Origin of the sequence: Kangiella sp. (assembly GCF_048265365.1) — a bacterium.
GTDB lineage: Bacteria > Pseudomonadota > Gammaproteobacteria > Enterobacterales > Kangiellaceae > Kangiella.
In genome coordinates this window covers 306,631-329,871 of record NZ_JBLXBT010000001.1, presented here as the reverse complement: position 1 = coordinate 329,871, position 23,241 = coordinate 306,631, and the positions used below count along the sequence as shown (strand labels likewise).

The window sequence follows — 23,241 nt, the reverse complement described above, 5'->3', positions numbered from 1 at the left end:
GAGTGATTAAGCATCTAACTTAGATGCACGGAACAAACTCTGTGGGGCTGGCCATGTAATCAAATACATGTTTGCAAAAGCTGATATTAATAATAAAAGTTAGTAAGGAACACCTAGATGCGGAAAATAATAAAAGTTATTGGTATTGCATTGCTGATGGTTATTGCAGTTGCAGTGGTTGTTGGGTTGCGCCCCTTTATTGACCGAGATGCAGCAGCAATAAATCCTGTTCAGCTTAAAGAGTCTCCTTTATCACAAGTCCAAGCTGAAAAAATTAAAACGTTTATTGAAGACGAAGCAGATGGTATCGATGCTTTTGTGGCGTTGCGTGGTGAAAAGGCCTTAATTCAGTACGGAGAAGTGGGCACGCCAATGAATCTGGCCTCTGCACGAAAGAGTGTGTTGAGTTTATTATTCGGCATCGCATCGGATCGTGGCATCATTGATATAAATGAAACGCTTGCTCATCTAGGAATTGATGAAAGTAGTAACCCACTGACAGAAACCGAGAAACAAGCCACTATCAAGCAACTGTTGCAGGCTCGTTCGGGGATTTACTTACAATCTGGTGCAGAAACAGTAGAGATAAAGGATGGCCGCCCTGGCCGTGGACAGTATGCTCCGGGGGAATACTATTTCTATAATAACTGGGATTTTAATGTGCTCGGGGCTGTTTTTGAAAAAGAAACGGGACTTTCGATCGGAGAAGCATTGGAAGGATGGTTGGCAATGCCGCTGGGCATGCAAGATTTTAATCAAGAACATGTCTTTTATGATAAGCAGGGTTCCGACTCTGACTATCGAACCTACCGTATTCATATGAGCGCACGTGATCTTGCACGTTTGGGTACTTTAGTCGCTCAAGAAGGAGTATGGGATGGAAAGCAAATCATATCAAAGGAATGGATTGAGAATAGCGTACAGCCTTACTCTGAAACAGACACTTATTTCTATGACGGCTTTGGATATTCCTGGTGGCTGAACTCTGAGCTTGATGTGGTGGCAGCTGATGGCTGGGGTGGCCAGTATATGCTGGTGAATCGAGAGAAAGATCTAATATTGGTGACCCGTCGTGATACCGGCAATTCTATGCTAGGGTATTTAATCTTTGTAGGGTTCAAAAAACAGGGACATCCAGCAGACATTCAAAAGTTGTATAAGCTCATACAACCTATGGTAGATTAGAAAAATTAACTAAGGGTAGTATGGAGGATTGATGCCAATAAGAAAGTGGATAATTCAATACTTGATTGCGGTTCCGCTGATGGCGCTGCTATTGGGCGGAGTGCAAATGCTAAAAGGGAGAGCGTTTGAATACGCTATTGAGTTTGGTCTGTTATGGGGCCTCATTTCAGCGACTATATTTCTCGCCACTCGAATCTACTATTATAAAAAAGGACTTTACTGTAAAGTTTGCAATGACTTGCCTGAACCCGAAAGATCAAAGAGTAATGAGGAAAGTTAACGTCTAGGGTCTAGCTTACTTTATCACCTCAGAGCAAGAAAGAATCATGATTGGCATAATAATAACAGTAACATACTTTGCAGCTGCGTCTAGAGAAAAGCAATTTAGTGAACATTGGTTTCAATACACCCCTTCAACGAGCCTCCGAGTTAGTCTTTGAATTCCTTATCTTCGTATTTTCTAGAGGCTCGATCGTTAAGTAACCTTTAGTTCTGAGTGTGACTGGTCAAGATGCAATAAGTGGTTTTGAACAAACGATTGCTCACAAGTTTATACTGGTTTTATTATTGGTTGCTGTATTGTTACTCTACGGAATTAAGCGCTATCAATATAATACAAAAATTATAGAGAGTTATTAATAATAATCATGGAACAAAAGAATGAGAAAAGAACTAAGAAATAAGATTATTGAAGTTTGCAAGAAGAAGATACTGGGGAAAGGTGAATCTGTTGGTCTTTCGTTTTATGCTTTTTTTGCAAACAAGAATGATGATTCGGAGCTTCTAATGGAGGCTGCTACGTTGTGGATAGAAACTCATAAGTTAGATCACTTTGAGGAAAAAGAATTTTGTAAATTATATTAATAATGTAATAAAACGTGCCAAGCTACTCACATTTATTACTATATAAGCCGCTATCAGCGTTGCAAAAAATCATGATGAGGTTAAGGTGAACACTGTGAGTATCTATAGCTTAATAAGCCCTAAAGTAAGGAGAACGTCTAGTTTCGCCGAGGCTAGCGTATAATGTACAACAATATTAATCATAAAGGGGTAATGATATGAATCGATTAATAGTAACCATGCTTTTGTTTTGTTGTGTAGCCACCGCTATTTCAGCAGATATTGAAGGTGCCAAGGATCATCCATTGACGGGACGCTTTGAAGGTTCTGACATTATAAAATACAGCTATACGGATTTTGATGAATATAGCTTCATTGTTGAGCCACTAACATCTAACAATAAGGCTGAGCATGCTCAACATATGGATCGTAAGGAAGGAAAGTTAACGCGTATTACATACCGTGCTCCGGCGGGGGCTAGTAGTCTAGCAGTGTTCAGGGCTTATCAAGAGGTCCTTTCGGAAAATAATTTCGAGACTATCTTCGAATGCAATGGCAACAGCGGTGAGGATTCTTGCTCAGAAAAGGGGAGTGGTAACAATTTTAAATATGCGGCTCCTGGCTATAGTGTGTTTAACCTTCTTTTTGGAAACGCGCAGAATGATCAGACGCGATATCTGGTCGCTAAAAAATCACGACCTGAAGGGAATGCTTATGTGATACTGCATGTAATTCAGAATGGACGCACCAATAGTGTAGAAAATAGCGAACGGGTTTTTGCTCAGCTTGACGTGGTCGAAGAAAAAGCTCAGGAAAGCAAAGTCGTTATGATTAAGGCCAGTGAAATGGCCGAGCAAATTGGACAAACGGGTAAAGTTGCGCTTTATGGATTATTTTTCGACACCAACAAAGCCACTATTAAATCCGATTCGAAACCGACGCTGGATGAAATTGGTAAACTGTTAAAAGAGAATCCTGATCTTAAATTATTGGTCGTTGGTCATACCGATAATCAAGGGGACTTTGACTACAATATTGAACTATCCAAAAGTCGCGCCGAATCTGTTAAGCAAGCTTTAATCGATGATTATGGTATTGTTGCTGCACGATTGAAGTCATGGGGCGTTGGCTATACTGCGCCTGTAGCAACCAATAACAGCGACCAGGGCCGTGCAAAAAATCGACGAGTGGAATTGGTAGAGCAAAAGTAGAGGGGCCTAGTTGTTTAATAGTTATTAGATTTAATACAGACAAAAAAAGGGGGCAGAATCTGCCCCTTTTTTATTGCGCATTTTTCGTTACTTATTTATAGATAAATATGATATTGACGCGTTGGTTCTCTTGTTGACCTTCGAGGGTTGTGTTGTAGGCAACCCGTCTGGTATCACCGAAGCCTTCACTGGAAAAACGTGAGCGGTCGATGCCGAAGTTGGCGACAAGGTAATTCACAACATTTTGTGCTCTTTGACGCGACAGTCGCATGGATTGCTCGCCGGTTGCTCCTTGTTGATTACTGGTATGTCCTTCAACCGCTGCAACAAGCTCAGGATGATGACGCATAAATTGCGCGACCTGCATTAGCTCGTCGTGATACAGGGGTTTAACAGTAGCCTGGTTGGTATCAAACTCCATTTGTAGAGCCATGGTCATTCTGGCACCTACCGGCTCCAGTCCCTCAATATCTTCAGCGCAGGCGATAATGGTATTGATCCTGCGGTTCAGACGTTTGCCTGCATCGGTATTGTTGTTAGCAATAGGTCGTGTTTCGCCGTAGCCGTATGACTTCAATCGCGAGCGCTCAATATTATGTTCGCTGACCAAGTAATCGACTATGTGTTCCGCACGCTGGCGGGATAGTTCTCTGTTGTTTGCAGGAGAGCCCACATTATCGGTATGGCCTTCGATTACAGCAGTAGTTTCAGGGTACTTATTCATAAAGGTACCGATGACGCTAAGTTTTTCCTGGTCATCCAGCTCAATTGAGTCCTGGTTAATGTCGAACTGTATATCGAGAATACTACAGTACTCTTCTTTCGACGGAACTATAACCAGTATAGGCTCAGGAACAGGCGCGGGAGTTGGCGCTACTCTTGCCGACTTGGCTGGTGCGGCAGTTTGTCCAAATCGATAAACTAAACCAAGTGAGAGCATATCAACATCGCCGGTATTACCTACCGCGTCGTCTATACGATAGCGTTCGCCCTCGAGCCGTATATCCATGGCTCGGCTAATAGCATATTGAAAGCCAAGGCCCACCTTATAGTTGGTGTCGCTCTCCTCGGGGTTAGTGTTAAGCACATTGACGAATCCAGTGCCTCTGTATTGATCTTCAGCTTCGGCATATTGTGCCCCGACACGCCCGAACATAGAGAATCGCTCGGTAAAGGGAATGATGCCAACAAGATCGAGATTATAGCCTGCGATCTCGATCGCGCCCGATAAGGTGCCTGCCGGTTGGGTGGTAGCGGTAAAGTCGAATCCACCCAGGTCAAAATTACCGAACTCGACAGCCCAAAAGCGATTGAACTGATAGCCACCAAAGAGCTTGTAAGCAGTGTCTTGCTCATCAGCATCGAATGCTGTTGTGATAAAACCTGAACTGAGCAAGCTGCTGGTGATTCTCTCTTCATCGATGTCTGCATAGGACTGACCTATGTTACCGCCGATATACCAACCGTAGCCCTTACGGTCGGTATGTTTCCAGTCTGAATCCTCTGCTGTAGCAATTTGGCTGGTGGCTGCGGTAAGCACAAACAAACCTAAAAGCTTCGTAATGTGCGTTAGTTTCATGTTGTTCTCCAATATTTTCGTATCCATAGTCGTGTCCTCCATAATCATTGAGCCGGGACGTTGATGATGGTGTTAACCACCGTCACTGAAGCATTGAGCGACATTGCTCTACCATCCAGGGTCACGATATCGACGTTGCCTGAGGTGGAGAAAGAGACACCAGCAGAAGCGATAATCGTTCCTACCATAGTGCCGCCACCTGCTTCATTGATGGTCGCGGAACTGCCGACCTGCCAGAACACATTCTTAGCCTGTGCGCCATTGATAAGAATGACGCTTTGCGGGAATGCTGCACCAGGACCGCCGACTGTCAGCGAAGTTGCCATTTGGAAGACCCATACAGCATTGGCATCGCCTTGTGCGTCTAGCGTAAGATCGCCACCTTCCATTAAGAAAGAACCACTTTCCGAGGTATAGACCCCAGGCGCTAGCACTTCATTAGCAAGGTTACCCTTAGGGCTGCCAAAAGAAGGATCAGGGCCACCTGGTAAGCCTGCCAGTACGTTGAATGCATCAATAGCGTCATTGCGAGCAATAGTAGCAGCGTTGCAGTTATCAGCATTAACCGCGGCAGAGGTTGGTCCGGTGGTAGAGGTTGTACAGCTAAAGATAATGCCATTAACTGTGCCGTCATTAGATCCGGTAACGGTATAGACGTCATTGTTGGCATCGCGGAACCCGGTAATGGAACCCGTGGCGGTGGTAGTCGAGCCGAGGTCACCATTAACAATGGTATCAATACCTTCGTTGGTCATACCGGCAGTACCGGCAAGCTTACCGAATGGTGCAGCGGTGTTAAGGTCAACAGGCTGTAAGCATTCATTGGTGGCTGGGCCAACATGGAAGTTCCAGACAAAATCTTCAACCATGATATTGGCAGGGACTGCAAGATCCTTAACACCATTCTCACCACCTGTGACTGTGGCAGTGTATTCAATGCCATCGACCAGGTCGTTTTGAGGAGTGAAGGTTGCAATATCGTTAGCACCATCGAGCACGATAGATTGTGCGGTGACAGTGTTAAGTGGAGTATTGGTTTCGAACACTGTGAATGTCACTGAGTTGATGGTATCCGGGTCCATTTGTAGACCAGAAGACACATCAAAAGTCACATTAACCGTTGCAGAAGGGCATACACCAACATCGCCAAGCATTGGGCTTACGGAATTAACCGTAATCTCCGCAGGCGGTAGTGCCCCTGCACCAGTGGTGAAGGTCCAAATGTAATCACTGGCCGCAGGTAAGGCGGCTTGATTACCTGCCAGAGCGTTGCTTGCCCAGTCTGTTGCAGCCATGGTTATGGTCGCAGTGTAAGTGGTTTCAGGTTCGAGCTCTGTACCAGCAGGTGTAAGACTGAAGGTTGCGGTTCTGGCGCCAATGGAATAGCTAACGACACCATCAGGTGAGACACAAGGTGCTTCACAGGTCAGAGTAAAAGTGCCTGCATCAGTAATTGAAGTCGGTGCCATGTCTTCTGTGAAAGTAGCTGAGATGTTGGTATTAACCGGAACGTCGAGTGTCGGACCTGGATCGCTGGTTTCAGGTGCGGTCATGGTCACTCTTGGTCGTGTCACATCAGCTGTAATCCCAGTGGTGAATGACCACACAAATGGATTGGCCATGGTAAGACCGGTTAATAAGCTCTCACCTGCAGTAATGGTTGCCGTGTAAAGAGTATTCAGCTCAAGATCAGCATCAGGGCTAAAGATGGCAATTTGATTGGTAGAATTTAGGGCAACTGTACCAGTTGGACTGGTGCAAGGGGCTTCACAGGTTACTACAAAACTGGCACTGCCAGTAAGCGCAACCATCGATTCGGTAAAGTTGGCCGATACACTTGTGATATTAAAGGGTACTCCGGTTGCTTTATCGGCTGGGGCAACAGCAGTCACTCGTGGTCTTGCCGCGGTAGTGAAAGTCCACACCGTAGCTTCTGCTAAAGTTAGGCCTGTTTCCAAGCTTTCTGCTCCATCCACGGTAGCAGTATAGACTGTGTTTTCTTCAAGTTCGGAACCGGCAGCTAAGCTGTAAGTTGCAACGGTATTCGACGCATCAAGAGATACAGTGCCATCAGGATTGGCACAGGGTGCAGCACAAGTAACCGTAAAGTTGCCGGCGACTAGAGCTGCCATCGGCTCACTAAAGGTAACAGTGATGCCTGGTTCAACAGGAGATACTTGGGTGGCATTGTCAGCTGGTGTAAAATCCGTAACCGATGGGGGTTGGACTGCTGGAGAATCTGGCCCCAGAATTTCATCCCTGTCACTACAACCGGCCAGAAATACCAGCGTTAATATCGACCACAGCATATGCGTGGCGTGTTTTTGGAAAAATTTCATTTTTCACCTCCAAGGTGAAATTGCTGTGTGCAACAAGCACACACGCGAAGTCTGCTACCCATAGTTAGGTAAGCAAAAGTTAGATCGGCACAAAAAAAGAGTGCAAATAAGGTTGTCTAGAAATGAGTAAATCTGAGTCATTATTTTCACCTCCATGGCAAAAATTCGACGCGTATAGACGCACGTACGACACCAATAGCTGGGTCGATAAAATTTATATTGATCAGATGGTGGTGCTGGCTAGATGAGTAGTCAGAGTCATTGAGCAAAGTGATAATCAAACTTCTAACCCGTTGAGCGAGTTAGAGATACTCATAGAAACTTGAGAACGATAGCGGGTTAAATCAACGCTAGGCGGAGGAAAGATAGGGTCTCTCTTAATTAGCCAATATCCTCTCATAGTGCTGTACAGTCAATAGCATAGTGGATAAGTTTACAATTCATTTAATGACAAAATGAAGCTTGGCTATAAATCGGAAACTATTATTAACGTAATAAAAGAAAGAATGGCTTGATGGCAGAAGTATCGTTTAGACGCTTCCGCTAAACTGTTCGATTTGAGTTATTATAACTTGTAAACCAGACTATATAAAAATAGGCTATTCATGGATACTTCATTTGTATGAGTGGTCATAAGCAGGATCAAGGCGGTTATTATGAGCCAAGCTTATACCATTCACGAAGTCTATCCTTATCTAAGAGTCAAAGGTGCTGAGGCGGCTATTGAGTTTTACACACAAGTGTTCGGAGCGAAGGGAAAATTTTGACTAGTTGACCCAAGTGGCAAAACTAGGCATGAATGGATGCTGGGTCACGAAGTTGAAAAAGTCGAGCCTGAAGAAATGCAGCGCCGGTATGATGACATGTTGGACTAAAGATAATTGATTACGAGCACGAATATAAAAGGAGAATAGTATGACAAAGAATAGTAGGCATATAACCGCATTCATTATTTCTTATTTCATAACGCGACTAAGTTTTTACCTGTTAGGTTATAACCCATTTGAACATAATACTTTTTGGGTGGGGTTGTTGATAGACTTTGGAATCTGGGTAGTTATATTTATTTTGGTAAGTAGTCTGTTAAATAAAATCATTAAGAGAGATAAGCAATAACTGCTCAATAGGATTGAATGAGAAGAATGTAAAAATTACGTTTATTCATTCTCAACACTTTCCGCGACGCCGAATATTAAGCCCAAAATCATTATAGGTAATAATAATATTCCACCGATGACAGCTAAGACAGTTTTTCCGCCGTCAATAGTCTCTAATTCAATTTTTTCTATGTCTTCAAAAGGGATGCTGACTGAGGTAAGCGGCTCCTGGGTTAACGACCCCGTGATCTGTTCCTGTTCTATTTTAACTACTTTCATATCAATAATGCGGCCGCTTTTTTCATAGACTAAAATCCTGTCTTTAAACTCAATCCGTTGCTCGGGAGATTCTTGCTCAACGGGTTTCATGCTAGTACAGCCAATCAGGCAAAGAATGACTAGCCAACAAACAAAGTGATTGGTGATGGGATGCATACACAATCTCCTCAAGCAAACAATATAGAAGACCCACAGTAAAAAGTACGCTAATAAAGAGAATTAGACAAATAAAAAAAGAGTTAGGTGAGGAAATTAAGCTAACGTATTGATTATGGGTTAAGTTTTAGAGGAATATGTATAAAAGAATGATTATTGAGGGTGTTGTATTATGGCAAAATAGAGTCTCCATTATTGATAAAGGGTAAGTTTTATGTTGGATGAATTAAATAATTTACCGGATGTCGTGAAGCAATATTTCATAAAAACATTAAAGGATAGACTAACGACCGATTTTAATTCAGTAAAACTTAGGCAGCAAGGACAGCTAAGAACATTGGAAAAAGATCAGTGGATGGAATTTTCAGCTCGAGAAGTAATAGTTGCAGACGAGTGTTCTTTTCATTGGAAGGCGAAAGTAAAAATACCATTGGGGTTACATATATCGGTAGTTGATAGTTTTAATTTGGGAATTGGTTACGGGCAGGTAAAGTTTCTTTCTTTAATACCCATTGGGCATGAAAGTAATTCGGTTGAATTAAACTCTGGGGCATTGCACCGCTATCTAGCAGAGGGTGTTTGGTGTCCAACAGTTTTACTACCTTGTCATGGTGTTAGATGGGTCGAAAAGGATAAGGACAGTGCTGAAGCGACTCTTACAGTAGGTGAAAGCACAGTGAGTCTGGTATTCAGATTTAAAAATGGCGATGTGATAAGTGTATATAGCGATGGTCGCTTTGGAAAATTTAGAAGTGGATATCAAAAGAAAGGATGGGAAGGCCTCTTTAAGGACTATCGAGAAGTTAATGGAATTAGAATTCCTTTCTATGGCGAAGTTGGTTGGTGGGAAAATAATAAACTTAGGCTGGTTTGGAAGGGGCAAATTGTAGAGGCAGAGTGGGGTATAAAAAATGAATAAGAATCTTCAGTCTCGGAAAATGCTTAGCTTTGTAGTATGGTTTAGCAAACTGTTTCTAATAATTGTGCAAGGAGTCTGTTATGTCGAACGAAGGGTATCATGAACCTTATGAAGAATTATCCGACGAAACCAAGGATATGCATCGCGCTATCATCTCGTTAATGGAAGAGCTGGAAGCGGTAGATTGGTATAACCAACGTATCGATTGCTGCAAAGACGATGATTTAAAAAAGATCCTACGCCATAACCGCGATGAAGAAAAAGAACATGCCGCCATGGTTCTGGAATGGATTCGTCGACGCGATCCTAAATTCGATCAGCAGCTAAAAGATTATTTGTTTACCGAAGAGCAAATTGGACATTAATAGAAGCAACATTCACTGTGGCTGCTAAGAATCGGTATCCTTAATTATTTAAACAATAAAAAGAGGAGTCTATATGACTGTCGAGATGCATGTAGTTGATGCCTTTACTGATGAGTTGTTTAAGGGTAATGCTGCGGCGGTTGTTATGACTGATGAGTGGCTTGATGATGATTTGATGTTGTCGATTGCTGCTGAGAATAATCTTTCTGAGACTGCTTTTCTCAAACCTATTAACAATAATCATTACCAGATTCGGTGGTTTTCTCCTTTAACTGAAATTGATTTTTGTGGTCATGCGACCATGGCTTCGGCGTTTGTGGTGTTTCTAAAAAATGATGAGTTAACTGAAGTGATTTTTAGTGCGCATGCGGTGGGTGAGCTGACGGTGACTCGGCAAGCAGATGGCATGATCGATATGAGTTTTCCCAATCGTAAGCCGAAAACCGTTACTGAGATTCATGAGGCACTGCTGAAAGGTTTATCCAAGAAGCCAAGTGCGGTATTAAGAAGTCAGCAGGCTTACTTTGCGATTTATGATGATGAGACGAATGTTCGTCAGCTTGAGTATGATAGTGAGCAGCTAAAACTGTTAGCGCCTTATGATGTGGTGGTTTCCGCGCCAGGCAATGATTACGATTTTGTGTCGCGTTACTTCTGGCCAGCTAATGGTGGCGATGAAGATCCTGTGACTGGTTCGATTCATGCCGGGCTTGCGCCTTATTGGGCGGAACAACTTGGTAAGAAAGAATTAAAAGCCTATCAGGCATCAAAGCGAGGCGGCGTAGTTTATTGTAAGCTGGTGGGCGACCGGGTGCATGTGGCGGGGAAGGCGGTGTTGTATCTGAAAGGTCAGATCACCGTTTAGCGGAGATTCATTAAACACTGCTATGCTGGTCGAGATCAGCTCATAATGAACTGGTCAAAAAAATAAAACAAAGGAGTTAGTTATGAAGACTAGTAATAAATTAACCGCTGTTGCATTGGGGATGTCTCTATTACTTGGTAGTGGTATGGTCTTAGCCCATGGTACTGACAAAGAATCCACTCAGGAACAAGTTACGGTACAGGATAATGGTCGTGTTATTGAAAAGTCCGACATTAAGCCGAGCATGCAAGTTGACAAGCAAAAAGATGTACAAGACGACGCAGCTAAGCGTACGGGCGATCCGATTCCAGGTATTGATATAACGGTGAATCAGGGGCATAGCGTTTGTCAGGCTGGTTCGAAAGACTGTAATGATGGCAACGAATCAGCGGAGCATGTGGTTCAGCAAAAAGCTGGTGTTAAGTTGAAAGACGGTAAGACCTTAGCCGAAACGGATAAGTCCGTCGATAAGGGCGATGACGTTAAGCACATTGATGAAGACAGTGACGACGACGGCCTTCCTGAACAATAATCACCAATAGAAACAACCAATAAATAAAAGTGTCACTATGAAATATTTGCTCTTTCTTGGCACCGTGCGCGACAGCGCACCTCCCAAGCCTGCGCGACTCGGATTAAGAGTGGCCAGGGCCTGTTTAAAGCATCTTGCAGCATTCCAGTCGGAACATGAAGTCGAGCTGATTGATCCGATGGACTATGACCTAAGCGTACCCTTTAAACCTCAATTTTCTTATGCAAAGGGCCAGGCGCCAAAAGAACTGGATGAGTTGGCGCAGAAAATTAAGCAGGCAGACGGCTATATCATGGTAAGTCCGGAATACAATCACACCATGAGCCCGGCCTTGTCTCACCTCTTGAATCATTTTGGCAGTTCGCTTTTTTCCTATAAGCCAAGCGTGATCGTGACCTATTCTGCCGGACAGTGGGGCGGTGTTCGAGCGGCCATGTCGATGCGTGGCATTCTTTCAGAGCTGGGTTGTCTGCCAGTTTCTGCGATGACGAATATCCCCAAGGCGCAGGAAGTCTTTAAAGAAGACGGAAATTTTCAGGAGGGACAGAATCAACAACACTGGGATAACTATCTGGCGCGTGGATTTTTGCAACTGGAATGGTGGGCACAGGCCACTAAGCAGAAACGAGCAGAGGTTAATCCGAACGAAGTGACCCAAGCCTTTAAAAAAGATCCGTCTCAGCGAAATGCTCCGTGATAACTAAAGGCTAAATAAAAGACTGCATGAAAAATAACCAAACAGATGGTATAACGGATAAAAGGGATAATAATAGTCCACTCAAGATGGAATAAAACGATAGCCAACAGGGAATTCAATTACGAATAAATGATTATTGGTAAACAATGGGGGCCCCATGGCAAAGTCGGTTGGTCAGACGTTTGAGTTTCAGGCAGTTGAGACAAGCAGCAAGCAAGACTTTAGTGACTATCCAATGCAACGGTCATGGATAAATACAATTCTAGATATCAAAAGACTTTCCTATCTATTACTGGCAAGCATTATCTTAATGGTACTTGTTGCCACTTCACCGCAAGCAAAAGCAGAAACCTATCAGGAAATCATCCAAGATATTGGTACGAGTGGCCGTATATCACCTCAGGTTGTACTTGAACGTTTAGAGTGGGCGGATGCGATTCCAGATGAACGCTCATCCCTGGAAGATCGAGCAACCTATTACATGTGGCTGGGAAAGTTTGCAGCTTTATCGCGTCAATACGATAAAGCAGAAAAAGCTGTAAATAGGCTACAAAGTTTAGTCGAAAAGTATGATTGCGAACTCTGCAAAGACAGTGTCTTAATGGTGCAAGGATACATTGCTGCCCGCCAAAACAAAACTCCTGAAATGGAAGTTATGCTGAGTCAAATTAAGCCGACAGCGGATCAGCCGCTGCTAAAGCTACAATATTTTGAGCTGAAGTCTTTTCTCTATAATTCTAAATCAATGATTCCTGAGCTGATTGAGGTTGCGTTGCAATCTGCAGAGTTATCTGAAGAGCTCAACCGCCCATCCGATCATATCAGAGCAATGAATTATCTGGTATTGGCCAACATTCATAGAAGAGATCTTGAGCGAGCGATGGATCTTGCAGAAGAGGCGTTTGCAAAAGCTAAAGTGTTAAATGATGTTGAACAGATGGTTAACACACGTGGTAATCAGGGCTGGATCTATGCGCTACAAGGTGACTTTGATAAACAGGCCGAATGCTTAAGGGATACGATAGCGATTACTGATCAGTATCCTGAGTTGGAAATACAGGCAATGACAAACAGGATAAATTTGTCGCACAACTATCTCGAACAAGAAAAGTTCACGGAAGCGATTGAAGTAGCTGATGAGGCGATAAAAAGAGCTGATATTTTAGATAATCCGATAGCGCGATCCGTCGCAATGCATAATAGAGCCATTGGAATAGCTTTTACAGTAGATAAAGAACAAGGAATACGTGAACTTAATGAAGCGATAGAACTAGCTGAAGCAGAAGGTACAAAAAGCTATGCGTTGGATATGTATCGCTCTTTGGCAGAACTCTATGAAGAGTTTGAGGATTATGAAGCATCTGTTGAAGCTTACAAAAAAATTATAGAGCTGGAAGCAGAAATTATTCAGTCAGAAAGAGAAAAAGAGGTTCAAGCAGCTCAAGAAAAATATGAGGCAGAAAAGAACAGTCGGCAGATTGAGCGGCTGTCTTTAGAAAAATTAGCGGCTGACGCTGAGATTGCAGAAAAGAATGCCCGACAAAAACTGTGGATAGCATTAGCTTTGGTATTTGTGCTGGTCACTATAATACTGGTGCAGTGGTTACGAACTAGTCGTAAGCATAATAAGGATTTAACTGATGATAATGTGCAGCTGACTGAACAGACTGATCGTGACCCATTAACGGGAGCATATAACCGTCGATTCCTGCAAAAAACTATGCAAGAACTGCATCAGAAATTGCAGAATATTAATCGCCCAGGTCGAGCGGATGACATCATGGGGATCATTTTGCTGGATGTGGACTTCTTTAAAAATGTTAACGACACCTATGGTCACGCCGTTGGCGATGCTGTGTTGCTTGAGATGACCAAGCGCTTTAAGAAGCTGTTGCGCGAACGCGATATGGTGGTGCGCTGGGGTGGAGAAGAATTTGTCTTGCTATTGCCGAATATCAATGGCGCCTTATGTAACGTTGCCGATCGGGTGATTAAAAAAATTGGTAAGGAAACCTTTAACTTCGAAGGCCAGAATTTGAGAATCACTATTTCAGCAGGCTGCGTAGCTTGGCCAGCTTTTGAAGAGCAAAGCTGGGAGGAGGCACTGCATCTGGCCGATATGGCGGCCTATCTTTCAAAATCTAGTGGTCGAAATCGTGCCACCTGTATTACCAAAAGTGATAAAGATGCAGACAAAAAAGAAGTAGCCAAGGATTTATTGGAAGCTGAAAAGAAAGCCTGGATAGAGCTAACAAGAATAGAAGGACCACGAGCCGAGTAGAGCAACATCATGGAGCGATCAACCGATACTATTACCTGGCATACGCTGGATGTCGCTGAGACATTAAAGCAACAACGTTCAGATCACAAAGGGTTGTCTGAAAAGGAAGTTGCCGATAGACGCCTCAACTCGGGAGCTAATCGATTACCGCAGCCAGTCCGAGAGGGCTGGCTGTTGCGTTTCCTAAAACAATTTCATAATTTCCTGATTTATGTACTGCTCATTTCCGCTGCAATAACCGCACTATTGAAGCATTGGGTTGATACCTCAGTAATTATTGCTGTGGTGGGCATTAACGCAATGGTAGGCGTGCTGCAGGAAGGTAAAGCCGAGCGAGCGCTGGATGCGATCAAAAAAATGTTAGCTTTAAAAGCAACTGTTCTAAGAAATGATCAGAGACTGACTGTTGATGCTGAAGAATTAGTACCAGGCGATATTGTATTCTTGGAAGCGGGCGATAAAGTTCCGGCAGATTTACGGCTGATTAAAACGCATAGTTTAAGTATTCAGGAGGCCGTTCTAACCGGTGAATCATTGGCGGTAGACAAACAACTGGATCCAGTGACTGAGCAAGCTGCATTAGGTGACCGCAGTTGTATGGCATTTAGTGGCACCCTGGTGACCAGTGGACAGGGACAGGGAGTGGTGGTGGCCATTGGTAGTGACACAGAGATTGGTCAAATCAGCGGCATGTTATCACAAGTTAAAACCTTAACAACGCCTTTGGTAGAACAAATGGATGTGTTTGCCAAATGGTTAAGCTTGCTAATTGTGGTCATCGCAATGGTGATTTTTGCGGTGGGTTATTGGGTGTTGAACTATCAATTCAGTGACTTGTTTATCGCAGTGGTGGGGTTAACGGTGGCGGCAATTCCAGAAGGTCTTCCTGCGGTATTAACCATTACATTAGCTGTTGGCGTTCAAGCTATGGCAAAACGAAATGCTATCGTTAGACATTTGCCTGCGATTGAAACACTGGGAGCGGTTTCGGTTATTTGTACCGATAAAACCGGAACCTTAACACGCAATGAGATGAGCGTAACGACTTTAGTCACGGCCAACAAGCATTATGAAATAAGGGGTGTTGGTTATGCACCGAGTGGATCGGTTGAAGAAAATACCGATTTACAAAAGCAGGACAAAGAAGATGATTTGCAACCCTTGGGTTTGGTCGCCTTGTTATGCAACGACTCTGAACTAAAAAAAGAAGAGGACGAGTGGTTGGTTGAAGGCGATCCAATGGAAGGGGCCTTGCTGGCTTTCGCAGCTAAGATAGGACTGGATCTAGAGCAGCATAAAAAGGAGTGGAGACGGACGGACGTTATACCTTTTGATGCCTGCCATCGATATATGGCAACCTTAAATCATGACAGTCAGAGTAACGCGATCATCTTAGTAAAAGGCGCTCCAGAAAAATTGTTAGAACTTTGTACTGAGCAACAAGTTGATGCTGAAAGCACTAGTGATATTGATCGTGAGTATTGGCGCAAAGAATCTGAAGCTATTGCCACACAAGGACAAAGAGTTTTGGCCTTGGCGATGAAAAAAATTCCAACAGAACAAAGTGAAATAACCAGCAAGGATGTTGAGAACGGATTAGTGCTGTTAGGCTTTGTGGGGTTAATGGATCCACCGCGAAATGAAGTGATAGACGCAATAGCCGAGTCTTGTCGCGCGGGTATCGTTATAAAAATGATCACAGGAGATCATGCGCTGACTGCTGCCACTATTGGTAAAAAAATTGGTTTGCAAAATACCGACAGAGTTCTGACAGGCACTGACCTGGATGAACTCAATGATCAAGAGTTAGCGGAAGTGATTAAAGACATTGATATTTTCGCTCGCACCAGCCCTGAACATAAGCTGAGGATAGTCAGTGCCTTGCAGGCAGGCGGTCTGGTTGTGGCCATGACTGGTGATGGTGTTAATGATGCACCCGCATTGAAGCGCGCCGATGCCGGAATATCGATGGGGGTTAAAGGCAGTGAAGCTGCTAAAGAAGCGTCATCACTGGTATTGGCTGATGATAATTTTGTGTCTATCGTGGCTGCGGTTAGAGAAGGTCGGACGGTTTACGATAACATCAAAAAAGTCATAAGCTGGTCGCTACCCACCAGTACAGGTGAAGCTTTTACCATTATTATTGCATTGATGCTAAGCATGGCTCTGCCCATTACGGCGGTGCAGATATTGTGGGTTAATATGATAACTGCAGTAACCTTGGGCATTGCTTTAGCGTTCGAGCCAACCGAAACCAATACTATGTTGCAGCAGCCAAGGCAGAGGAATCAGCCTTTGTTAAGCAGGACTTTAATTTGGCATATTGTATTTGTCACAGTGCTATTTGCGGCTGGAGTATTTGGCATCTACAGTTATGCGATCAATCAGGGCTATACCATTGAGTTGGCTAGAACCATGGCGATGAATACTTTGGTGGTGATGGAAGTCTTCCATCTGTTTTTTGTCAGAAATATGTATGGCACTTCGTTAACCTGGAAAGCAGTAAGGGGCACCAGGATGGTGTGGTATGCCGTAGTTCTGGTAACCATGGGACAGTTGGCAATAACCTATTTACCGGCAATGCAGTCCATATTTAAGACTGAAGCGGTCCCTTTTGGCGACGGAATGTTAGTTATCGCTATTGGAGTCGCTTTGTTTGCGGTGGCAGAAACTGAAAAGCAGTTAAGGTTAGTGGCAAAAAAGTATCGTAAAGCAAATAAGGCTAAAGCACATTAATGTGATATAAAGTTAACCCTATGAAAAAGATAGCGTGCACGGAACAGTGAAAGAGTCGATGAAACCTGAGATTAATGATATCGCAGCGAGAGTTGTTGATTTATTGATGGATGTGGTTTGCGTGGTCGATCTGGAAGGGAATTTTGTCTACATCAGCTCATCTTGCAAAAAAGTGTTTGGCTATACCCAGGAAGAGATGTTGGGAACCAATATGGTCAATTACGTGCATCCGGAAGATCGTGATAAAACCCTGGCTGTTGCTGGGCAGATCATGCGCGGTAAGGAACAGCCTTATTTTGAGAACCGTTATCTCAGGAAAGATGGAACGACTGTTTATATCATGTGGGCAGCGCGATGGTCGGAAAATGATAAAGTTCGGGTTGCTGTTGCAAGAGATATCACCGAGTATAAACGATACGAACGTATCCAAAGCTCAATGTATAAGTTGTCACAAGTAGCACATCAGGCCAGCGATTTATCGGAGCTATTTCAGCGAGGCCATAATATTATTAATCAATTCATTGCAGCAGAAAGCTACGTTGTTGCGATGGCTCAGCCGGGTAACAATAGAGCTAAGTTGGCTCATTGCATGGATGGGAAATACCAGCCTAAAGACAGCATTACACTGTCGGAAAGGAGTGCGTTAGGAGAAGTTATTCGGAGCGGCAGGCCACTATTAGTCAGCACAGTAAAAGAGTTTGCGCTACAGCTAGAAATTGAAGCCAATAGTGAATCGCAGGATCAGGGAAATTGGCTGGGCGTCCCTTTGATAACCCGGGACAATATTATCGGTGCTTTGGTTATTCGAACCTCACGAGCTGATGGATATTCCCGACATGATTTAAAGTTAATGGAGTTTGTGGCAGAGCAGTTTGCGCTGACGATTGAAAGAAAAGAATATGAACAGAAGCTGCATCACATGGCCAGTCATGACTGGTTAACTGGCCTGCCCAATCGTCTATTATTTAATGATCGGCTGGATGTGGCCATCAAGCGAGCAAAGCGAGTAGATGAAAAGTTAGCCTTGCTCTATATGGATCTGGATGGCTTCAAAGAGGTTAATGATTCACTTGGGCATGCAAAAGGTGATTTGCTGCTGAGCAAAGTTGCAAACCGAATAAAATCCTGTGTGCGCGAGTCCGACACCGTAGCAAGAATGGGTGGGGATGAATTTACAGTGTTACTCACAGAGATCCACGATCATGATGCGATTGGCTTGGTGCTTGAAAAAATCAATAACGCTGTAAACAAACCTTTCGTCCTGGAAGGCAAAACGGTCAATATTGGAATCAGTATTGGGGTCGCAGTGTTCCCACAGGATGGACAGGAAAGAGAGCAGTTGTTACATGTTGCCGATAATGCAATGTATGACGAAAAACACTTAAGAACAAAACAGAAGCAGATAAAATAAAAAAGTTATATCGAATACCATAAAGCAATGAAGTAAATTTATGTATAACATCGTATAAAAACACTATAGCTGGGGGAAATCATGAGTGAGTTAAAGAAGAGTACAGAGCTGCTTGGATTATTTGGCTGGTTGGTTGTGGTATTTGTTACAGCGACTATTGGCGCCTTTGCGTCTGTCAATGCCGGGGAGTTTTATAGCCAGCTGGAGCAGCCATCGTGGGCACCTCCAGGCTGGTTGTTTGGTCCAGTCTGGACAGCTCTTTATGCCTTCATGGGTATTGCTGCATGGTTGGTTTGGCGGGAGCGATATAACTTGAATGCTTCGCTAAAAAGAGTACATGCGGCGTTAACCGTATTCCTTATGCAACTAGTACTCAATGCTTTGTGGAGTTGGTTATTTTTCAGCTGGCACCTTGGCGGTTGGGCATTTGTCGATATCGTGGTGCTGTGGATATTTATTGGCTTTACCCTGGTGGGATTTTTACGAGTGAATAAACTCGCAGCCATACTAATGGCGCCCTATCTATTATGGGTACTCTTCGCGGCAATCCTGAATTACGCGGTATGGAAAATGAATCCTGCTTTGCTTGGCAGTTAAGTCGCATCTCACAGGAAATATCCTTACAATGAGCGCCAAATAAGTTAATGAAATCAAGCAATGTTTGAAGTTATTGTTTTGGCGCTTGCCTTAAGTATGGATGCTTTTGCAGTATCCATCGGCCTTGGCTCAAAGCCGGTCGCCAGTCATAAGAAGCTCGCCATTTGGGCAGCAATCTACTTCGGTCTATTTCAAGGGTTAATGCCACTGGTGGGTTATTTAGGTGGCAAAGGGCTATTGGGCTGGATTGAGGTGTATGCACCCTGGATTGCCTTTTTACTGCTGCTGTTTATTGGCGGAAAGATGATCTTTGAAGCCTTTTCTGAAGGTATTGAAGAAGATATTTCACAGATCACGCAACGAGTTATGTTAACCCTGGCAATTGCCACCAGTATTGACGCGATGGCGGCCGGATTTGCCTTGAATCTGTTACCCGTTAATGCGTTGCTGGCCTGTCTTATTATTGGTGCGGTGACCTCTGTAATGAGTGCTATTGGGGTCTATATCGGCAAACGTAGCGGCACCTGGTTGGAGAGTAAGGCGGAGTTGCTGGGAGGTGTTGTATTGATACTTATTGGCATAAAGGTTGTGTTAGGCTAAACAGTCCTGATACTTAAAGTTTTATCAACCAGAATGAACCCGATGACGGCTAAAATGTTTTCGACGAAAAGAATTGTAGTATTCCTTCTTATGATCTTATTCAGTGGTTTTGCCTTTTCGGTTGAGGCAAGCCAGACGATAAACCAGCCAAAAGCTGTGACCAGCCTTGATTGGATATTGTTAAGCATTTATATTTTAATCGCTTTGCTGTTTTCGTTTTTATGTTCAATCGCGGAAGCAGTTCTGTTGAGCATAACGCCTTCCTACATTGAACACCTGCAAGAAGAAAGACCTAAAAAAGCTAAAGTGTTGCGCACGTTACGCATTACCAGCGTTGACCGATCGCTTGCCGCCATTTTAACGCTAAATACGATTGCTCATACGGTTGGTGCCATCGCTGCTGGGGCTCAGGCGACAGTAGTATTTGGTAGTGGCTGGATAGGGGTTTTCTCGGCAGCCATGACTTTGGCTATTCTGTTCTTTTCTGAAATCATTCCGAAGACCATTGGTGCTGTCTACTGGAAGCCGTTGGCTTCCACCACTGCGGTGTTCGTGCAATGGCTGATCAAGCTGCTTTATCCTTTGATTTGGGTTTCCGAAGCTATTACCCAGTGGATTTCCCATGGCAAAAAACAGCATATTTTTAGCCGTGATGAGTTCCTGGCGATGGCGGGTTTGGGTGAGCGAACCGGCGATATTGATGAGCATGAGTTTAGAGTGGTGCGTAACCTGTTTCGCTTCAGACAGCTCAGAGCTAAAGACATAATGACGCCTAGAACAGTAATGGTTTCGCTACCGGCCAATGCAAAAGTTGAGAATGTATTTCAGCAGGTATTGAATATACGTTTCTCGCGTTTGCCGATTTATAGCGAGGACAATGATGATATTACTGACTTTGTCCTGAAAGATGATATTTTGATGACTCAGGCTAAAGATCATGGCTCTCGAACACTAGCCCATCTCAAACGAAAATTGATATGCGTGCTGGCCGAAATGCCATTACCTGATCTAATGGAAGTGTTGTTGAATGAGCGTCAGCATATTGCCCTGGTCGTGGACGAGTATGGACAAACCTCTGGCCTGGTGACACTTGAAGATCTGGTGGAAACTTTGCTGGGTTTAGAGATTATGGATGAAATGGACGAAGTTAAGGACATGCAGCTTTTGGCGCGTCAGCAGTGGCGAAAACGTGCTCAAAAACGAGGTTTAATAATCGATGAGGATGGTGAAAGCTAATAAAGCAAGTCAAAAGTGACAAAAATTGTCGCTTTTCAAGTCGTTTATGACTTGCTGATCACAGCTTAACGTTATTAAATTTGAGATAAACAGGCTGAGTAGCTAACAAGCTAAGTAATTGTTAAATAAGTAAAAAATAAAGTTATATGTCAAAACCTGTCAAAACATATCAAAAGGTGTAAAAAATATTGACAGTGTGACCTAGTGCTCATTATTTATATTTGCTAAAGTGTAATTAGGTCAACATGAAAAAGGCTTCAACTATGGCAAGACGCTACGGTGATGTTTGTATGGCCGTCTCGATTGTAGATAGTGAAAGGAAGCCAATGCCCCAAACGAGGCGCCCCGTCACATTGAAATATCTAATCTCTCCTTTATTGTTAGGGGCTCTACTTTATGGGTTGAGCCTTTCAGCCTATGCAACGAATCCTACTCATGGAATTAAAGGATCTTTTGACGATCAACATAATAATGGTTCGGTGGTCGCCGAGCAGCCCAAAGAACTCACCGCAGAACAAAAAGCATTTGATGAACTCCTGTATAAAATCGATAGTGGCCAATTACCTTTAACAACACAAGAAGCAATTGATGAGCAACTGAATAACTTAAGCGAGCTTGTTCCAGAAGGAGATGAGGAGCGCCGCTTAACATTCATGTATTACCGCTGCCAATTAAGTAGTGCATTTAATCCTGGCGAAGGGATTCAGATTGCGAATAGCATGATTAGCAGTGCTAAGAATCGAGATGAGAGGTTGGAAGAAGGTATTCTCTACTTATGTTTGGCTCGATACTACGACGGCTCCGGGGAAATCTCTGACGCTTTGCTTAATATAGAAAAAGCCATTGATATCGGTAAAGAAGTCGATGACAAAATTTTAATGGCTGATGGTTATGTCAGTCGCTGTGGTATCCGTTCGCTATTGGGGGAGAATGACTTTGCTTTGCAAGACTGTATTGCAGCTGAGAAGTTATACCGGGAAGCGGGCACTCTGGATGCTTCCGAAGGATTAATATTTGATATTGGAATGATCTACCGTCGTTTGGGATTTTTAGAACGTGCAGAAAAATACTTGAAGCGTTCTGAAGAAGTTGTTGAAGAAGAAGATTTACCTTATGGCAGAATCAGAGTGTCATTGCAGCAAGGATTTATGGAAGAGCAACGTGGAAATTATGATAAGGCAATAAGCAAATATCTATACTCGCTTAAAATTGCAGAAGACAATGATATTGTCACAGAAATGGTGCCGATAAGAATTGCACTGGCCGGTGGTTACAACCTTGATGGGCAATATGGAAAGGCGCTAAAAGAGCTAGAGCTTGCGGATGAGACTCGACAAAAACTTGGTAACAGCGGTTATGATGGGATGGCAGCTATGAACTATGGAGTTGCCTTCAGTAATTTAGAACAACCAGAAGAAGCCGAGCGGTATTTCAACTTAGCCGAACAGTCTATGTTGCGTGATAACAATAGACGTTATTTGGCTTTGCTATACGAGGCTTGGGCGAACAGTCATCGGCGAATTGGTGATAGTGCACAGGCGTTAGAAAAATATGAAAAGTTTATGAAGTTACAGAAAGAACTCGATAGACAACGGTCAGATCAACAAACGCAAGTGCTACGTTTTGAGTATGATAGCGAGAAAACAGAAATTGAAAACGAGCGTTTACAGCAGGAGCAGAAATTAAAGGATGAGCAACTAGAATCCTTGCAAGCTGCAAGAAAGTGGCAAATTCTGGCTATTATATTAGGTAGTATCTTGACGGTAGTTCTGATTTGGTTCTCATTGAGGCAGGTTGCAAATTCACGCAAATTTAGATTGTTAGCGCATACCGATAGTTTAACGGGTCTTGCTAATCGTCGTCAGATTGAACGAGCTCTTAAAAAAGCGATGGAGCAGGCCAATCAAACAGGTAAGCCACTGAGTATCTTGATGTATGACATTGACCATTTTAAAGTTGTTAACGATCGTCATGGTCACTCAGTAGGGGATGTGGTGTTAACTAATTTGTCTAACTTTAGTAAAGAACTGTTGCGTGATAATGATGTGCTGGGTCGAACAGGCGGTGAAGAGTTCCTGGCAATTTTACCTAATGCTAATATTGATCAGGCCATTCAGGTCGCTAAGCGATTACAGCAAGAAGTTGATCTCAAGCAGTATACTGAGATAGAAAGTGAGTTGAATGCGACCATCAGTGTTGGTGTAACAGAGTTTAAGCACGGTGAGCACATGGATGAATTTTTAAGACGTGTAGATGAGGCGTTGTATCAAGCCAAGGAAAATGGGCGTAACAGGGTTGAGTTCGTAAACTAAT

19 protein-coding genes are annotated in these 23,241 nt (G+C 43.5%); 16 read left to right on the top strand and 3 right to left on the bottom strand.

What is annotated here, in order from left to right; genetic code table 11:
- Window positions 1-117 precede the first annotated feature (117 nt).
- From ACN0VI_RS01525 to ACN0VI_RS01515, 3 genes are all read left to right on the top strand, one after another.
- A complete protein-coding gene (locus tag ACN0VI_RS01525; RefSeq protein ID WP_417445531.1) occupies window positions 118-1,185 on the top strand; it encodes a serine hydrolase domain-containing protein in 1,068 nt (355 codons plus the stop codon).
- 660 nt (window positions 1,186-1,845) lie between these two features.
- The gene (locus ACN0VI_RS01520; RefSeq protein WP_417445530.1) at window positions 1,846-2,049 is read left to right on the top strand and encodes a DUF6500 family protein; all 204 of its coding nucleotides are present in this window, start codon (window positions 1,846-1,848) and stop codon (window positions 2,047-2,049) included.
- Between the two features lie 197 nt (window positions 2,050-2,246).
- Window positions 2,247-3,239 carry a DUF4892 domain-containing protein gene (locus tag ACN0VI_RS01515; RefSeq protein ID WP_417445529.1) on the top strand — a complete coding sequence of 331 codons (993 nt, stop codon included), beginning with the start codon at window positions 2,247-2,249 and terminating at the stop codon, window positions 3,237-3,239.
- A gap of 91 nt (window positions 3,240-3,330) precedes the next feature.
- Here ACN0VI_RS01515 and ACN0VI_RS01510 read toward each other — a convergent pair whose 3' ends face one another.
- Window positions 3,331-4,845: an OmpA family protein gene (locus tag ACN0VI_RS01510; protein ID WP_417445528.1), complete on the bottom strand. Its 1,515-nt coding sequence runs from the start codon at window positions 4,843-4,845 to the stop codon at window positions 3,331-3,333.
- A gap of 17 nt (window positions 4,846-4,862) precedes the next feature.
- Window positions 4,863-7,157 (bottom strand): Ig-like domain-containing protein, encoded by a 2,295-nt coding sequence (locus ACN0VI_RS01505; protein WP_417445527.1) that lies wholly within the window; start codon window positions 7,155-7,157, stop codon window positions 4,863-4,865.
- A 122-nt stretch (window positions 7,158-7,279) separates the two neighbouring features.
- Between ACN0VI_RS01505 and ACN0VI_RS01500 the strand changes: the two genes are divergently transcribed.
- On the top strand, window positions 7,280-7,405 hold the full coding sequence (locus ACN0VI_RS01500) for a hypothetical protein (protein ID WP_417445526.1): 126 nt from the start codon (window positions 7,280-7,282) through the stop codon (window positions 7,403-7,405).
- A 909-nt stretch (window positions 7,406-8,314) separates the two neighbouring features.
- On the opposite strand, the gene ACN0VI_RS01495 is transcribed toward ACN0VI_RS01500, so the two are convergent.
- The gene (locus tag ACN0VI_RS01495) at window positions 8,315-8,689 is read right to left on the bottom strand and encodes a hypothetical protein (protein ID WP_331892154.1); all 375 of its coding nucleotides are present in this window, start codon (window positions 8,687-8,689) and stop codon (window positions 8,315-8,317) included.
- A gap of 214 nt (window positions 8,690-8,903) precedes the next feature.
- On the opposite strand from ACN0VI_RS01495, the gene ACN0VI_RS01490 reads away from it, so the two are divergent.
- The 12 genes from ACN0VI_RS01490 to ACN0VI_RS01435 all read left to right on the top strand — a co-directional run bounded on the left by ACN0VI_RS01490 (window position 8,904) and on the right by ACN0VI_RS01435 (window position 23,240).
- A complete protein-coding gene (locus ACN0VI_RS01490; RefSeq protein WP_417445525.1) occupies window positions 8,904-9,608 on the top strand; it encodes a DUF6920 family protein in 705 nt (234 codons plus the stop codon).
- 80 nt (window positions 9,609-9,688) lie between these two features.
- On the top strand, window positions 9,689-9,973 hold the full coding sequence (locus ACN0VI_RS01485; protein ID WP_331892151.1) for a ferritin-like domain-containing protein: 285 nt from the start codon (window positions 9,689-9,691) through the stop codon (window positions 9,971-9,973).
- Window positions 9,974-10,046: 73 nt separating this feature from the next.
- Entirely contained in the window at window positions 10,047-10,838 is a 792-nt protein-coding gene (locus ACN0VI_RS01480; protein WP_417445524.1) for a PhzF family phenazine biosynthesis protein, read from the top strand.
- An 82-nt stretch (window positions 10,839-10,920) separates the two neighbouring features.
- Window positions 10,921-11,370, top strand: coding sequence for a hypothetical protein (locus tag ACN0VI_RS01475; protein ID WP_417445523.1), 450 nt, complete (start codon window positions 10,921-10,923; stop codon window positions 11,368-11,370).
- A gap of 37 nt (window positions 11,371-11,407) precedes the next feature.
- Window positions 11,408-12,067 carry an NADPH-dependent FMN reductase gene (locus ACN0VI_RS01470; RefSeq protein WP_417445522.1) on the top strand — a complete coding sequence of 220 codons (660 nt, stop codon included), beginning with the start codon at window positions 11,408-11,410 and terminating at the stop codon, window positions 12,065-12,067.
- Between the two features lie 157 nt (window positions 12,068-12,224).
- Entirely contained in the window at window positions 12,225-14,348 is a 2,124-nt protein-coding gene (locus tag ACN0VI_RS01465; protein WP_417445521.1) for a diguanylate cyclase domain-containing protein, read from the top strand.
- Window positions 14,349-14,357: 9 nt separating this feature from the next.
- Window positions 14,358-17,084, top strand: coding sequence for a cation-transporting P-type ATPase (locus ACN0VI_RS01460; RefSeq protein ID WP_417445520.1), 2,727 nt, complete (start codon window positions 14,358-14,360; stop codon window positions 17,082-17,084).
- Between the two features lie 58 nt (window positions 17,085-17,142).
- The gene (locus ACN0VI_RS01455; protein ID WP_417445519.1) at window positions 17,143-18,495 is read left to right on the top strand and encodes a diguanylate cyclase domain-containing protein; all 1,353 of its coding nucleotides are present in this window, start codon (window positions 17,143-17,145) and stop codon (window positions 18,493-18,495) included.
- Between the two features lie 78 nt (window positions 18,496-18,573).
- Window positions 18,574-19,092, top strand: a complete 519-nt coding sequence (locus ACN0VI_RS01450; RefSeq protein ID WP_417446555.1) for a TspO/MBR family protein — start codon at window positions 18,574-18,576, stop codon at window positions 19,090-19,092.
- 60 nt (window positions 19,093-19,152) lie between these two features.
- The gene (locus ACN0VI_RS01445) at window positions 19,153-19,692 is read left to right on the top strand and encodes a manganese efflux pump MntP family protein (protein WP_417445518.1); all 540 of its coding nucleotides are present in this window, start codon (window positions 19,153-19,155) and stop codon (window positions 19,690-19,692) included.
- Between the two features lie 90 nt (window positions 19,693-19,782).
- On the top strand, window positions 19,783-20,928 hold the full coding sequence (locus ACN0VI_RS01440) for a hemolysin family protein (RefSeq protein ID WP_417445517.1): 1,146 nt from the start codon (window positions 19,783-19,785) through the stop codon (window positions 20,926-20,928).
- A gap of 263 nt (window positions 20,929-21,191) precedes the next feature.
- On the top strand, window positions 21,192-23,240 hold the full coding sequence (locus tag ACN0VI_RS01435; protein ID WP_417445516.1) for a diguanylate cyclase: 2,049 nt from the start codon (window positions 21,192-21,194) through the stop codon (window positions 23,238-23,240).
- Window position 23,241: the final 1 nt, after the last annotated feature.